The organism is Kovacikia sp. CALU 1929 (assembly GCF_056784235.1).
Map to the genome: position 1 here is coordinate 112,815 of NZ_JBXBCF010000099.1, position 14,872 is coordinate 127,686.

Annotated in this window: 12 protein-coding genes; 8 read left to right on the forward strand and 4 right to left on the reverse strand. The window is 50.5% G+C overall.

Features of this window, described 5'->3' with window-relative positions; translation table 11 throughout:
- Positions 1 to 254: 254 nt before the first annotated feature.
- On the forward strand, positions 255 to 1,859 hold the full coding sequence (locus AC1S52_RS28215; RefSeq protein WP_482032377.1) for a Ppx/GppA phosphatase family protein: 1,605 nt from the start codon (positions 255 to 257) through the stop codon (positions 1,857 to 1,859).
- 15 nt (positions 1,860 to 1,874) lie between these two features.
- Positions 1,875 to 2,321 carry a DUF29 domain-containing protein gene (locus AC1S52_RS28220; protein WP_482032378.1) on the forward strand — a complete coding sequence of 149 codons (447 nt, stop codon included), beginning with the start codon at positions 1,875 to 1,877 and terminating at the stop codon, positions 2,319 to 2,321.
- A gap of 6 nt (positions 2,322 to 2,327) precedes the next feature.
- On the opposite strand, the gene AC1S52_RS28225 is transcribed toward AC1S52_RS28220, so the two are convergent.
- Positions 2,328 to 3,662 (reverse strand): cytochrome P450, encoded by a 1,335-nt coding sequence (locus AC1S52_RS28225; RefSeq protein WP_482032379.1) that lies wholly within the window; start codon positions 3,660 to 3,662, stop codon positions 2,328 to 2,330.
- Positions 3,663 to 3,849: 187 nt separating this feature from the next.
- Between AC1S52_RS28225 and AC1S52_RS28230 the strand changes: the two genes are divergently transcribed.
- Together AC1S52_RS28230 and AC1S52_RS28235 are read left to right on the forward strand one after the other, a co-directional pair.
- Positions 3,850 to 5,181, forward strand: coding sequence for a tetratricopeptide repeat protein (locus AC1S52_RS28230; RefSeq protein ID WP_482032380.1), 1,332 nt, complete (start codon positions 3,850 to 3,852; stop codon positions 5,179 to 5,181).
- 59 nt (positions 5,182 to 5,240) lie between these two features.
- Complete coding sequence (locus tag AC1S52_RS28235; RefSeq protein ID WP_482032381.1) at positions 5,241 to 5,435, forward strand: hypothetical protein; 195 nt, start codon at positions 5,241 to 5,243, stop codon at positions 5,433 to 5,435.
- A gap of 240 nt (positions 5,436 to 5,675) precedes the next feature.
- On the opposite strand, the gene AC1S52_RS28240 is transcribed toward AC1S52_RS28235, so the two are convergent.
- Positions 5,676 to 7,628 (reverse strand): hypothetical protein, encoded by a 1,953-nt coding sequence (locus AC1S52_RS28240; RefSeq protein ID WP_482032382.1) that lies wholly within the window; start codon positions 7,626 to 7,628, stop codon positions 5,676 to 5,678.
- Positions 7,629 to 7,642: 14 nt separating this feature from the next.
- Positions 7,643 to 11,194, reverse strand: a complete 3,552-nt coding sequence (locus tag AC1S52_RS28245) for a hypothetical protein (RefSeq protein WP_482032383.1) — start codon at positions 11,192 to 11,194, stop codon at positions 7,643 to 7,645.
- A gap of 625 nt (positions 11,195 to 11,819) precedes the next feature.
- Between AC1S52_RS28245 and AC1S52_RS28250 the strand changes: the two genes are divergently transcribed.
- From AC1S52_RS28250 to AC1S52_RS28260, 3 genes are all read left to right on the forward strand, one after another.
- On the forward strand, positions 11,820 to 12,758 hold the full coding sequence (locus tag AC1S52_RS28250) for a branched-chain amino acid ABC transporter permease (protein ID WP_482032384.1): 939 nt from the start codon (positions 11,820 to 11,822) through the stop codon (positions 12,756 to 12,758).
- Between the two features lie 335 nt (positions 12,759 to 13,093).
- The gene (locus AC1S52_RS28255; RefSeq protein WP_482032385.1) at positions 13,094 to 13,303 is read left to right on the forward strand and encodes a hypothetical protein; all 210 of its coding nucleotides are present in this window, start codon (positions 13,094 to 13,096) and stop codon (positions 13,301 to 13,303) included.
- On the forward strand, positions 13,300 to 13,461 hold the full coding sequence (locus AC1S52_RS28260) for a hypothetical protein (RefSeq protein WP_482032386.1): 162 nt from the start codon (positions 13,300 to 13,302) through the stop codon (positions 13,459 to 13,461). The genes AC1S52_RS28255 and AC1S52_RS28260 overlap by 4 nt, the downstream gene beginning before the upstream one ends.
- A 106-nt stretch (positions 13,462 to 13,567) precedes the next feature.
- Here the strand turns inward: AC1S52_RS28260 and AC1S52_RS28265 are convergent, their stop codons facing one another.
- Positions 13,568 to 14,068 carry a hypothetical protein gene (locus AC1S52_RS28265; RefSeq protein ID WP_482032387.1) on the reverse strand — a complete coding sequence of 167 codons (501 nt, stop codon included), beginning with the start codon at positions 14,066 to 14,068 and terminating at the stop codon, positions 13,568 to 13,570.
- A 514-nt stretch (positions 14,069 to 14,582) separates the two neighbouring features.
- Here AC1S52_RS28265 and AC1S52_RS28270 point away from each other — a divergent pair.
- Positions 14,583 to 14,867 carry a YiaA/YiaB family inner membrane protein gene (locus tag AC1S52_RS28270; RefSeq protein WP_482032388.1) on the forward strand — a complete coding sequence of 95 codons (285 nt, stop codon included), beginning with the start codon at positions 14,583 to 14,585 and terminating at the stop codon, positions 14,865 to 14,867.
- Positions 14,868 to 14,872: the final 5 nt, after the last annotated feature.

The window sequence follows — 14,872 nt, forward strand, 5'->3', positions numbered from 1 at the left end:
CAATTCTCGCGTAAATCGTTGTCAGTAGCCATAGAGAAGGGTAACGGGCAATACCCTGGCTCCGCCTGCCAAACGTCCTGATTTCCCGACGGCAGATGTGTTGAAAGAAATTGATAGCTGAAGTGAACCCACAGGGGTGTACAAATAGGATGGGAAACAATAGCCGTATGAAGTCTGGTAAGGCATCCCATCCTATAAATCGAATGGTTAGCTCTGTTCAAAAAATTAAAAAAGCGTTGACGAGTATCCCTACGATGGCTGTAGACCAAGAGCGGACTCTAGCTGCAATTGATGTGGGGACAAACTCGATCCACATGGTTGTCGTTAAAGTTCAGCCAACCCTCCCTGCTTTCACCATCATTGCTAAAGATAAGACGACAGTGCGCTTGGGCGATCGCGATCGACAAACCGGCAACCTGACCCCAGAGGCAATGGAACGGGCGATCGCTGCTCTCCAGCGTTGCCAGGAAATTTCTAAAAGTCTGAATGTGGAGCAGGTGATCGCGGTTGCCACCAGTGCTGTGCGGGAAGCCCCAAACGGACGGGATTTTCTGAAACGGGTTGAAGCAGAACTGGGACTCTGGATTAACCTGATCTCTGGTCCTGAAGAAGCCCGCCGCATCTACCTTGGCGTTCTGTCGGGAATGGAGTTTAACCAGCAACCTCACATCATCATTGATATTGGGGGTGGCTCAACCGAGCTGGTTTTGGGAGACGGACAGGAACCGCGCACCCTCAGCAGTACCAAGGTTGGAGCCGTCCGCCTGACGGCTGAATACATTACGACGGATCCGATCAGTAACAGCGAATTTCAGACTCTCCAGGCATACATCCGGGGAACGCTGGAGCGCTCAGTCGATGAAATCCAAATGCATCTGGGTCCCGATGAACAGCCTCGCCTAGTCGGTACTTCTGGCACGATTGAAACCTTAGCAACCATTCACGCCCGCGAAACTCAGGGCATTGTACCCAACCCGCTAAATGGATACAGTTTTACGCTGAAAGACTTGAAGGATACCGTCAACCGCCTACGGAAGTTAACCTGTGACGAACGCTCTGAAGTTCCCGGTATGAGCGATCGCCGCTCCGAAATTATTCTGGCGGGGGCACTGATTCTGCAAGAGGCAATGACGCTGCTGGGAACAGAATCGATTGTGATTTGTGAGCGATCGCTGCGGGAAGGGGTGATTGTTGACTGGATGCTGACCCACGGATTGATTGAAGACCGTCTCCGCTATCAAAGTTCAGTGCGCCAGCGCAGCGTCATCAAAACTGCCCAAAAGTATCGGGTTAACGTGACTTACAGCGAGCGGGTTGCAGAATTTGCCCTCAGCCTGTTTGACCAGAGCCACGGAATTCTGCATGACTGGGGTGAAGAGGAGCGCGAACTACTCTGGGCAGCGGCGATTTTGCATAATTGCGGGCACCATGTCAGTCACTCTTCTCACCACAAGCACTCTTACTACCTGATTCGCAACGGCGAACTGCTCGGTTTCACCGAAACTGAAGTGGAAACCATTGCCAACCTTGCCCGCTATCACCGCAAGAGTTCTCCTAGAAAGAAGCACGAAAGCTACCGCAATCTAACCAGCAAAAAACATCGACGGATGGTCGATCAACTCAGTGCCTTACTTCGTCTTGCCGTGGCACTCGATCGCCGCCAAATTGGTGCGATTCAGCAAATTACCAGCCAACATCAACCCGACCAGGGCGAATTTCACCTGCTACTTGAAACACACTACCCAGACGATGATTGCGCCCTGGAACTATGGAGTCTCAATCTGAAAAAGGGAGCCTTTGAATCAGAGTTTGGGCTAAAGTTAGTGCCAATTCTGGAATCTGGAACCACAAATCATTAAAGAGGTGTGAGAACAATGAATATTGCTCCTCTCTACGAAACCGATTTTTATGCCTGGACTCAAGAACAGATTGATCTCCTCAAATCTCATCAGTGGGAGCAATTAGACACTGTTCACTTGATTGAGGAAATTGAAACGTTGGGCAGAAAGGAACGGCAAGAATTGAGGAATCGTTTGGGAGTTTTGCTAGGCCATTTGCTGAAGTGGCAGTTCCAGTCCGAGAACCGGAGTAATAGCTGGCTGGGCACTATTCGAGAACAACGGATTCAAATTAAACTTCTTTTGAAGGATAGCCCTAGTTTAAAGCCCTATCTGGAGGAAATTTTTCTGGTTGCCTACGAATTGGGTCTGGCACTGGCAATTCGAGAAACTCAGTTAGGTGAACCAATCTTTCCAGAGCTTTGCCCCTATACCCTTAATCAGGTTTTGCATCCTGAGTTTTTACCGGAATCGGAACCATAACAGGCATTACTTTCTTCTCCTGAAGTTCACTTTCAACCCATCTTTCGGTTGTCTGGTAGGAATCACCTTTGGGTCTAAATTTTGATTGGGCAGCAGTTCCCACTCATAATCCCGCAGCAGGTACGTCATCACAATTTTCATCTCTAACTTAGCAAAGGCGATTCCCAAACAGATGCGGGGACCACCGCCAAAGCCAATCAAGCTAAAGGGCTTTTGTTTTGCCTCCTGCCGTTCTGGGCTGAAGCGATCGGGGTCGAACTGCTCCGGGTTTGTGTAGACTTCTGGCGATCGCTGAGTTTGCAAAATCGAGTATTGCACCAGCCAGCCAGCAGGCACCTGATAGCCCTGAAACTCAAATGGTTTAACTACCCCTCGAAACCCACCGGCTACGGGAGGATGAAGCCGCTCTATTTCATTCAAAACCTGCTCCAGATAGGGCATATTGCCAAACTGCTCCAGGGTAAGGGTAGGGGGAGGCAGGGAAGGGGAGAGGGGGTGCTGAGGGACAGAGGCAGTAGACAGGTCTAGAAGGCGGAACTGCTCAGTGCGAGCACGTTTCAGTATGTCAGGGTGGCGGGCAAGTTCCAGACAGGTCCAGGTCAGCATGGCAGTGGTGGTTTCGTGTCCGGCAAACAGGAGCAGCATCGCCTGAGCGCGGATTTCCTCAAGCGAGAGAGAATCGCCATTTTCGTCCCGTGCCTGAATTAGCAGACTGAGAGCATCATCCGTGGGGTTTTGCTGCCGATTCTGAATCACCTGGGTCAGGTAATCGAGGAGTTCGTTACGGGCAGCGATCGCCTTTTTTAACCCGGTGCCAAACAAGCCATTCGTCAGGGTCGTGAATAACTGGCTCAAGCGTGCCGTATCTTCCCCAGGGTCACTGCCCAGAAAAATGCGGCTGGCGATGTCAAAGGTCAATTGCTTGAACTCGTTGTACCAGATCAACTCCTGTTTGGCTTCCCACCGTTGCAGGTAGGTCTGGGTGATGGATGCGATCGCGGTCATGTAGCGCGCCAGAGCCGCACCATGAAAGGCAGGCATCATTAACTTCCGATTACGCCGATGTTCTTCTCCTTCCTGAACAAAAAGGGACTGCCCCAACAGAATCTTGAAACTTTGGGGCCACCCATCTCGCCAGGTAAAACAGTCCATCTGGCTGGAAAGGATTAATTCGGCGGCTTCTGGTCCTGCCATGAACACTGCCTGCCTGCCCAAAATGCGCGTTTTGAAAATCGAACCATACTTCTGGAAACGTTTGATCGCAAAGTCCGGATCAAGCAGCAGTTGTAAAGTCTCACCAACGAAGGGTAGACCGAAATTTCCGGGCGGAAGCGAAGCCATAGACAGACCACCAATCAAATAGGGTGCTTCCAAAATTATGAACAAAAGTTAAGCTTTTCTGCCACCGTTCAGTTGCCTGTTTCATGCGGAAGAAACCTGACAGGCGGTGTATTAACGGCTAGGGCGATCGCCATTAAAACATCCTCTGAGCGGGGAACACTCAGTTAAGTAACCTGAATTCTGAATTATGTTCCGACTGAACAAGCAGGCATTTGACATCCTAAAAGCTGAAGTTCTGAAATATGGCAAAGACGACTTTGCCGTTCAGGTGCAGCGGGAAATCGCGCTGAAACGCTGGGAGCGGCTACGAACGCAACCGGGGACTCCCCTCTCCTTTGAAGAACTGTGCGATACCGTAGACGATTTGTTTCCTGACTTCAACAAAAAAGTGTTGAAAGCCGCCGCCCGTGCCAATTGCCCACCCTCCCCCACCTGGAACCTGATCAAAGGGGGAACGATCGCCCTCGTTAGTACGGTGGGTGCAGTCTGGTTCTTGAATCTGCCCTACCCCATGATCCGCTATCCGGTCGCACGAACGATTCCTTTTGTGCTTTTACCCAGCTACATCAGTATGGATCACCACTATCGACAGGCAATTTCTCTGACTGAGCAAGCAGATCAGCTGATCAATCAGGCAACCAGTCCGGTTGATTTAGACCTGGGGGCAACCAAGCTGAAAGGAGCACAGAAAAGCCTGGATGCCTTACCTGTCTGGTTTTTGGGTTACTACCCCAGCTTGTACTGTAGCTGGTTCCGCTGTGGCTGGAGGTTTACGTTAGATGAGTTCCAGGGTGCCCGTAAGCAGGTTGGACGCATGGAAGCCCGACTGTTCCAGGAGCAAAATGCTCAAACTCAGCTAAGTCAAGCAGATCAAGCGGCGGCGAATGCAAAACAGCAGTATCAGCAGACGGCTGGGGATGCAGCCAAGCGAGGGGCTGCGATCGCCCAATGGCAACAGGCTGTAGACCAGATGCAGCAGATTCCCCCTGAAACCCTGGCAGGACGAATGGTGCAACCCAAGCTGGCAGCTTACGAACGAGATTTTCAAACCGCGTCTGGGCTGGCAACAGGAACTGCCCGCACGGGAAACCTGATCGAAGCATCCAAAGAATTTGCCAAAACCGCTCAGCAGGCGGAGACAGGATCTATCCCCAGTGCCGCCGAGTGGGAGGAAATTCAGAACCTCTGGAGAAAAGCCATTGACCGTCTCCAGCAGGTGCGCGAACAGGATCCCAACTATCTGGAAGCCCAAAAGCTGCTGGCAACTTACGAAAGAAGTTTAGGGAACGCCCGCATTCGTCAAAAAACTGAACAGTCCTCAGTTCAGGCGTATGAAGAAGCACTCAGCCGACGAGAGAGCTTATATGCATCGATTCCCGATCGGGCAACCTCACTCACGCCCTCCCAAGTGGGGCAACTCCAGCGAATTGTGGTTGTGCTAAAAAAAGTGCGACCGGGCACAACCGTCTATTCTGAGGCACAGACCATGCTCAAGTCCGCTGAATCAAGATTGAAGTAATCTTTGCCAAAGTTGTAAATTATTAGTTAGACCGCTGGGTTTATTTGTTGGATTGAGCGATGTGGCAGGATGAAATTTTAGATGAAATTCATAAGATCCGTGAAGAACACGCCAAATCCTTTAACTACGATTTGGATGCGATGTTCGCAGATTGGCGGAGAAAGCAAGCAGAAGGAGGAAGAGAAGTTGTCAGCTTATCTCCAAAGCACGGTTTAACAATTCAAACGCAGCGGACGGACGAAAGCCGCCAGTGAGGTGGCAAAGCTTTCTGCCGCCGCTGATTTGAGGCGTTAACTGGCTTCGTTCTTTGCTGTGGCGGTACAGCTTGACGGAGTTTAATATCAAGTTCTTGAATCAGGGCATCCATGTCAAGTTTTCGCGACAATACTACTTTTTAGTCTAATCTCCATAGATAGGGCGCTCGTCCTCCCATAACGGCATTGGTGCGGACGGAACAAAGTTTGTCGCACCGAGCCATTGTTTCACATTCATCCTCAAATTACAGCCTCAATCCCTAACTCAAGCGCCAGTGGCTCTTCCAAGGTTTGGTGGGTTTCATCCAGAATCATGGATAGATATTGCCAGAGAGCGTCGCCCAGGTCAGGATTGAGACGATATACCTGGTTCCTTTCCTGAAAAAAAGCAGGCGCAGCCATCAGCATCTGATACTTTGCATTCCGCTTGGAATCTGGAGTTAGTAACGCAGAGTCTGGTTTGGCAGGGACCAAACCGGTTGGAAGCTGCCCCTCTAAAAGTTTGAGAATCGCTGTCTGTGTGGTTTGAGTATTGATCCCCTGAGTTTCAAGCAGTTGGAGGATGCGTCCCAGCGGTAGCGGATCATCGGGTAACGTTCGCAGGAGTTCTCTTAAGAGGAAGTAGTCGTCATACTGGTGGCGGGTCGCGTCCAGCAGTTGGGGATAGAGGGGCAGTTTTGCCAGCCCTGTTGCAATGCGGCGGCTGGCTGCCTTTGAGTGACTGGCATCTTGCAGGAACTTAGCATTTGGAAACTTCTGCTTCAGCCAGTGGGCGATCGCCGGATTAGATGCTGTCCCCCCTGTGCAGAGAACCTGCTGGACTGATTGCACCGTAATGCCAGTCTCGGCTAACAGGGTATTAATCTCCCGATTAATAATTTGGATGTAGGGAGCCATCACCCGACTATAAAAGTCTTGCTGGGTTACGCTCCACTGGCGATCGCTAAGGTTGAAAGTAGCAGTGTCTTCGCGCTGCAAGGCGAGCTTTAGCTGTTTAGCAATTCTGACCAGACTTTGCCCCAACTCGTTGCTGCGTAACCGTTGCTGGAATAGGTGACGGGTGGGCAGATCTGGTTCACCGGGCAGAGGCAAATCCAGGCTGGGCGATCCCAGGTTTCGCCAACCCCAGGCAGAGGGATAGAGAAGCTGGCAAATAATGTCCTGATCAATCCCATTCCCCCCATAGGCGAGACTACGGAGGAAAAAGTCTTCCCGGTTCAGCGTCTGTGGATCGGGGGGCAGGTCTACCAGCAATAGTTCTGTAAAGGCTGCCCCAGCATTTAAAACGAAGAGATTGCCCTGAAGAGAAACTGGTTGTCTTTGACCAGAGGTGGGTTCGTTGTTGGCCGGCAGGTTGTAGAGGAGGGCGGAGATCGCATCTTCGATAAAGAAGATCTGTGCCGGGTTTGCCACCAACCCAGCCGATAACACTGCCTCCCGGAGATTAAATCGATAAGTATCAGACCAGCCTGTAGGACAACCCAGAATCACACCTGCCAGTTCAGCCAGGGCTGTTTGAAGTTGATCGGATGATAATCCCTCGGCAGTTACAGGGGATGGGCGATCGGGCGCGTTCGCTCGGAGTGTTGCCAATAGCGCCGTGACTGACTGCTGCACCCATATCAGGGGAATGGACTGAGTATCAGACCACTGCAAAACAGGTTCCCAAACTGGTTTCTGAGCAGATCGGTAGGGCACTGTAATGGTCAGGGAATGGCGCAGGTGACTGAGCAATAGTCCAGCACTGGGGTAGTCTGCCATCGCCGTTTTCGCTTTGAGGGCAAGATCACCGATCGCCATCGGTGGCTCCGGTGCCTGGTTCAGTTGGTCGGCAGAGAGATAGGCGATCGCGGGCAACCGCAGTAGGGGCATGGATGATCCATCCGGTTCCACCCCCTGCCACAAAATTTCGTGCAGTTGGCATGTGTCACTATCTAGCAAAGTAGCGGCAATCCCGACTGTCCCAAAATCAATTCCCAGGTACCAGCGCCTACGCCTGTGGGTAAGCCTGGGTGGAAGGGCAGGAATCTGCTCTTTTTCAAGTTCGCTGGTTTCAGAGGCGGGTAGTTCCGAGGAGACTATAGTTTCAGCCGTTGGATCAAAATCAAGAATTGTTTCCCCCTGGCTTTCTGGGCGATCTTCTTGAGGAACTGCCGGTTGAAGATCCGCCGGAGGATGAACCGAAGCCCCCACCGGAAGACTTTCGACTAGATCGTCTTCTTTTTTTTTTCGGGCACCTGGGGAGGAATCCCCGTAGGTGCCGCAGCCGAAGGCGCTGAAGGTGCCGCAGGAGAGTTTTCCGACAGAGGCACCTCCAGGAAAAGATCACCCACTTGCTCAAGGCTAAAGGCTTCAGGGGTCTCTACGATCGCATCAGCCATGAAAGATTCCGATGAAGCTGGAATTTCCATGAACAGGTCACCGACCTGCTCCAGACTAAAAGCGGCAGGGGATTCAATCTCAGCCACTGGGGCAGAAACGGGCGGTTCTGAAGCAGGAGGAGCGCTTTCTAGAGGGACTTCGACAAAAACATCACCCATTTGCTCCAGCGTAAAGCTGGTGGGCTGATTGGTTGGCATCGGGGGGGCGATCGCGGGTTCAGCCAGTCCGCCCGGGGGCACCTCCGTAAACACATCCCCCATCTGTTCCAGGGTAAAACTGGTCGGCTGATCGGAGGGAATCCCGGATGGGGTTGGTTCCGGAACAGCGGCAAACCCCACTGGCAGAGCATCTGTGAACAAATCGTCCATTCCTTCCAGGGTCAAGGCATCTAGGCGATCTGGAATAACCGTGGCGGCAGGAGCAGGCGACTCTGTGGCAGGCGATTCTGCGGCAGGCGTATCGGCAAATAGATCGTTCAATCCCTCCAGGGTGAAGGGGACTGGCTGATTCAGCCCAGTGGGAAGATCTAGAATTTCAGATCCAGCAGCAGGTATCGACCCAGGATCTACCACAGCGGGCACATCCTCAAACAAGTCATCCATTCCTTCTAGCGTGAAGGTAGCGGGCGCTTCAATGGGTGCTGAAACCTGCAATCGAGAGGGGGTTGCCATTGACAGTAAATCATCTATCAACAGCGATTCTGACTCAGAAGAGTCAGGCATTACCAACGCATCAACTTGAGGTGTAGAACCAGGTGGTGATACCGGATTGACGGTTGGTTCAGTGGATGTATCGGCAAACAAATCCCCCAATCCTTCCAGGGTAAACGAACCAGCTTCGTCAATCGAAAGTAAGGCTGGTGGGGGAACAGGCGTGACCGATGGAACCGGGGGCAAATCTCCAAACAGATCATCCATCCCTTCCAGGGTCGGTACGCTTGCGATCCGTTCAGACCGTGGGAAAGACTCCTCGGAATCAATCTCTAGAGTAGGAGTTTCCCCTGTCAGGGAGGCTACCAGATCTTGCAGAGAAATCTCCTCACCTGGGGTCTGAGCTGCTTCCATGCTCCAGTCAGCCAGACTTGGCTCGTCTACCGCAGAAATTCGCTCAACTTCTGGCAAAGGAGTAAACTGCCCCACTCCCTCTTCAAAACTGGAAAGGTCTTCGCTTAAGCCGCTTAAGGTAAGATCGTCGAGCCATAGTCCAACGTTGGACTGACCAGAAGACTCGTCCAGCCCTAATAAATCTTCATCAGGAGAGGCTGGTGGATAGGAATCTTCCGTTTCATGTAATTCCCCCTGGTCAAGCCCCAGGTTAAGGTCTAGCTGAGGATCCCCAATCCCTGGTATTTGACCTTCGACTAAAGCCGTACTGTCTAAACCAGCCACCTGTCCTGACTCTGGCAGCAAGCCTTCACTAGAGGTGACATCTTCAAACAAATCGGTCAGCCGACTGATCTGATCTCTACCCGCAGGCGGCGATAGGGTTTCCTCTGCTTCAAAGGCAGGGGTTGGTTCAGTCCAACCTTCGATCGCCCCCCTCTCCTCAAGTGCGATCGCTTCAGAGTAGTCTTCAGTACTGGCAGACGGGTCATCGGTAGATAGATCACTGAGAGATGAGTCATCAGGAAACAGATCCCAGCCCAGGGTAGGGTCTGGAGCTGCATCCGCCAAAGGCTCTTGGGTTTCTAATTGGGCGGGTGTTTGGGCGATCGCCAATTCATCCACTACGGGGGATTGATCCAATCCTGCCTCTGGACCAAACAAGCTTTCGTAGAATTCATCCAGTTCATCACGGGCATCGTCGGGAATTCTTTCAGAATCGATGGCATAGGCTGCATCTCCCCCCACTTCACCAGTAGCCGATGGGCTGTTTAGCATCCGGTCAATCTCAGCGTCTGCATCTTCTAGAGAGAGCACGGCTGAGTCATCTTGCAGTTCGGAGCTTAACTGTTCCAGGAGTTTGAGGGCAGCATCAATATCTTCAGTGCTTGCCTCCACATCCGGTGACGGTTCACTGAGCGGAAAGGTTTCAGCCAACGGCTCTGCTTCTGCTGCGAAATATCCGGTGTCTGAGCCAGTGTCCGTTTCCAGAAGGGCTTCAAGATCCTGGGTCTCAATTTGGTTTAGATCGATTTGATTCAGATCTAGTTCGGTCAAGTTCAAACCGGGCAAATTCGGATCCGAGGTGTCCTGGTCTTCCAGGCTAATGCCACTCGCAGCGTTGGCAGATTTTAACCAGGCATCGATCGCCGCATCGACAGACATCGTCGAGGGCGGTTCCAGGTCAAACTCAACCGGAACCGCCGCCTCAGAGGCTTCCGATCGAGGAATTTCTGCCCCTGGATAGGGCAACATGAAATTCTCGATCGCATCTTCTGAAACCGGCGGAGATACCCCCCGATCATGGTCTGCTAAGTCAGCAGGCGCAGGGGTTTGGATATTTTGACTGGGTGTACTCGCTGGCTGTCGGGTTGTGGCGTCCTGTCCAGTAGGGGATGCCGCATCCAACTCAACAAACTGTTTAGAAGACTGCAAGTAAGAAGAGGCTTCTCGCCCCAACTGCTGTGCCAGATGATTAATCAGTGCCGTAAACATCATCTCGCCCTGCTGCCCCAGCCCATGCATCCGATCTAATCCCTGAGTCAGAGATTCCTGGTATGCCTGCACATTCCGCTCTAGGGACTCAAAAATCAATTTCAGGGTCGAGTCCAGATTGAGGATGAGGCGATCGGTTGTTGGTTGAGTGGATTGCCCCTCTTGAGGTGGAAAGGAACCTGCCAGAGATGGATTCGCGTTATAGGGCAGGGATGGATTAGCCGCCCCTGCTAGAGCCTGGGCGATTTGTTGCGGTAGGGTTTCCTGAAGCCGCCCCATCAATGTCTGCAAAAAATCATTAATCGCTTGCTGTTGGTTGACCTGGGGTTGCAGCACGGCATACCCCTGCCGCTGTGCTTCTAGCTGCTGAATTTCCTGGACCAGAGACTCTCGCTGTTGCCGCAGCTTATCTAGATCGGACTGGAGCGGCTGCATCAAGTTCGTTCGCAGGTAGCTCATCTCCTGCACCACCGTTTGCAACATTTGCTGTGCCGTTACCGCAGGCTCTACATCCTGAGCCACCCCCCCTTGCGTCGGCTGGGCAGATTGATAGGAGATATCATGGGCAAGCAGATCGGCTCTAGCTTCTGGCTGCCCATAGTTATCTTGGATTGCCATCCGTCGCTGGAGGGCAACCAGATAGTTACGAACACGCTCTAACGTCTGGCGCTGTTGGGTGACCTCACCCGACATCACCCAGGGTAGACGGGGAGTTGTCTTTTGGAGAACTCCATCAATGTCTGCAATCAGTCCTTGAATCTGGTCCTTCTGAGAAGTCACAGCGTAACCTCTGACTAGTGCTTGGCGGAGGTGGGCTTAAACGGAGCCACTAATCCATCTTAATTAGAAGCGACTAACCCATCCTATATAAATCAGGTTTCCCAGGAAATAGCGCCCCCATCACTCAGAAAGCAAATCTAAAATCGTTTTGGTTCTTAAGCTTTAGCGATTTGGTTTTGCGGATAGGCTTTTAAGTGAAACAAACCCAAACGATTCAGGCTGGAACAAGCCTTACCTGAAGTTTTGGGATTTGGAAAAGCTGATGATTTTAATCTCAGAAATTTCCAGGGCACTCCATGATATCCTGTTGCACAAAGTTTACGTCAGGAATGTAAAAAAGTAACAAACTCTCCGAAGGAAGCTAGTTTTGTCGATCTTGTTTACAAGTTTTTACAAAACTATTACATTTTGCATCATCTTAATAATCTGGCGATGGGCAAAATTTCTCGTAGTCGTGTCTCGGTCGTCTCCCACATCTGCCATAAGTGCTGTGTAGATTTGCCAGCGCACCCCTCGCAGAGAAAGTTTCTATTGTAGGGGTGAAAATCCGGTGGTTCTGTTTGACGAGACTTCGACAAGCAAAAACAGGGTAATGTCTAAATAATCTACGTTGAGAACGGTTAGAGTGGCTGATTTTCTAAACACCTACGGGTTCCTGTTCGTCTCAATGTTGCTGGGGGCAATTCTGGGGTTGTCATTGTATTTGCCATTAATGGCAGGACAGCTTTCCCTGGCGAGTCCAGGTTTTTACGCGCTAGGCGGTTACATTGCGGCAATTCTTTCGACTCAGGTGTTCAAGATTCCAGCAGGTGATTTATTTCCGGTTCCTCTGGTTTTGCTAGAGATGTTAATTGCTGGAGTGCTTTCAGGGTTGTTAGGAATCGCGGTGGGTGTTCCAGCGCTGAGGTTACGGGGGATTTACCTGGCGATCGCTACCATTGCTTTCGTTGAAATTCTACGGATTCTGGCACTCAACCTGGAGATTACCGGAGGGGCTATTGGGATTTTTGGCATACCACAACCGTTTCAAACGGCGATCGGGTATTTGTGGATTGCCTTTCCCTTGCTAGCACTCAGTATGGTGTTCGTTTACCGTTTGGAAAATATTCGGGTTGGGCGTGCCTTCATCGCCATTCGGGAAGATGAACTGGCTGCTGATGCAATGGGGATTAATCCCACCTATTTCAAAGTGCTGGCATTTACGTTAGGTGCCATCCTGGCAGGTCTGGTGGGTGCCCTGAGTGCCCATTTCCTTAATACCTGGAATGCCCGACAGGGAACCTTTGATGCCAGCATTGTTTACCTGACTTTTGTTTTAATCGGGGGTTCTCGCACCTATCTGGGACCGGTGCTAGGCGGCATGGTGTTTACTGCCCTGCCAGAAGTGTTACGGGCACTAGCCGACATCCCAGGGCTGCCCCTCTGGCTTTCCCAATTTCTGCGAGATGGGCGGTTGATTATCTTCGGTTTGCTGATTGTGTTTGGTACGATTTTCTTTCCGCAAGGGTTGGTTACACCGGGACTGTTTAAGTGGTGGGGGAGGGGAGAAAGGAGGGGGGGCTGAGGAGCAGGGGGGGCTGAGGGCAACTTTGAACTCTCAATTTGCAACTTTCAACTTCTTCCTCAGTAACCCAACCTAAAAGGCGGGCGATCGCTGACTACAAGAGAGCTGGGCGATCGCTGACTACAAGAGAGCTGGGTGATCGCGCTGATTCTATTCAACGAAAAATTAGAACAAGGTTGAAGCGTTTCACCAAAAGCAGGAGCAGTCCAAACAACTGCTAGAGGTTGCTAAAACAGGAGTAGAACGGGCGATAGAAACTGATGAAGCGACGGCAACGGCTTGGATTAATCAGCAACTTGAAGTGTTAGGAATCAAACTATAAAACTGGAGGAACAATGTCTGATATTACTCTGAACCCAGATCAACTCAAGGAGATTTTGAAAAGCGCAATCATCGAGTTACTTCGGGACAACCGTGAAGAAGTTTCTGAATTTTTGGCAGAACTGATTGAAGATGTGGCAATGGAATGGGCGATCGCAGAGGGAGAAACAACCGAACTAACTAGCCGCGATTCTATCTTTCAACTGCTGGAGCCAAAAGCGTGAAAGTTGAGTTTAGAAAAAGCTTTGAAAAGGATCTTGGCAAAATTCGAGATGAAGAATTGCTTGTGAGAATCAAAGCCGTCATAGAAGAAATTGAAAATGCTGACAGCCCCCTTAGTTCTGGAACTAGAAAAACTTTTATTCTAACTTTTGTTACCTGATCATCTTCATTATTTGTGGACATTGCCTCAACTGCAAACTCCCAACTTTCAACTCTCAACTCCCCCTCCTAACTCTCAACTTTCAACTTTCAACTTTCAATTCTCCTCAATCCCACGCACCTGCATTCTGAATCCCATACTCTTCTCTTAGAGATTCCAGCTTCCTATCCAACACGGTTTCAGGGTCAATGTAAGCATTAATTTTCTTGCGAACGGTGAATCCCTGTCTCACTCCCCTGATGTACAGTTGGCAGACCTGCACAGGATTGAAATAACGGGTTCCCCAGGATTTGCCTCGGATAGATTGCCATAGGAGTTCTAAAAAGACAACGAAGCTTTGAGCGTAGTAGTACCAGGGTCGTCGCCAGGTGAGGGCAGTTAACAGGAAACCAATTAACTGAAGTTCTTGATCCAGTTTGGTGCTGTAGCCTGTGACAATGTGCATGATGTCGTGGCGTTGCATGTCGCACCAGGGAATTCGCATTCGCCCCACCCACAGGTCTTGATTCTGCACAAAGTCGGGGTTTGCCTGGTAGTAGCGATCGAGTCCTTCTCGCAGAGTAAGGGGTTGCCCTTCGACTACAAAAACGGAATTTGATCTGTCCATTGAATCTGTCCTCTAAATCCATCTCAAATCTCGCCTGGACGCTCCTTTCAGCAGTTTGTTCCGTACCACTTGTTAAAAGTGGCACAAGGATGACGGTGGACAGTTGGCAATTCCTGTTAGTCATTGTCTAGAAACAACGAGGTCTAACACTGAATTTATCAGTCACCAACCTTTCGTTATTTCAATTTGTTTTGGTGACTGAGTGGAAAGTTTAAGGCTTACCTTCAGACTCTTCGGTGTTACCTTGAGTGCTTCATTGATCGAAGATAAGTTATCAATTTCAGGCTGTAGGATCGGCTGGCGATCGCGTAACCTCTGCTAGATAAATACTATTTATTTCAGATCGCAACGTCTGAGAGAAATAGCAATGCTTCAGAGATTTCTGACTGTTTTTGATCGCGAATTTCTTCCACAATAGACTTTTTCAATGCACGGTGTGTTGATTACCAGATCGTCAGAGTTTAGTTTGCAATTCTTATTCGTTGCCCAAACATGACTTGCTTTGAGATGGACTATGACAAAGCTCAACCCAACCCAATTCCACAGTTCCGCCTGGATCTTTCAATCCTGGGCTTCGTTCACAATTTCAATATTTGCAACAGCGATCGGGATTCTTTACCTTCCGGCTGATAATTGGATAAAAGGCTACCTCAGTATGGGGCTGCTGTTTTCTGTTGGCTCTACCGTTAGCCTTTCTAAAACGTTACGAGATATTCATGAATCGAACAAAGTGCTGAACCGTGTAGATGAAGCAAAGCTAGAGAAACTGTTGGCAGAATATGATCCGTTTAAGAAGTAGCCAGC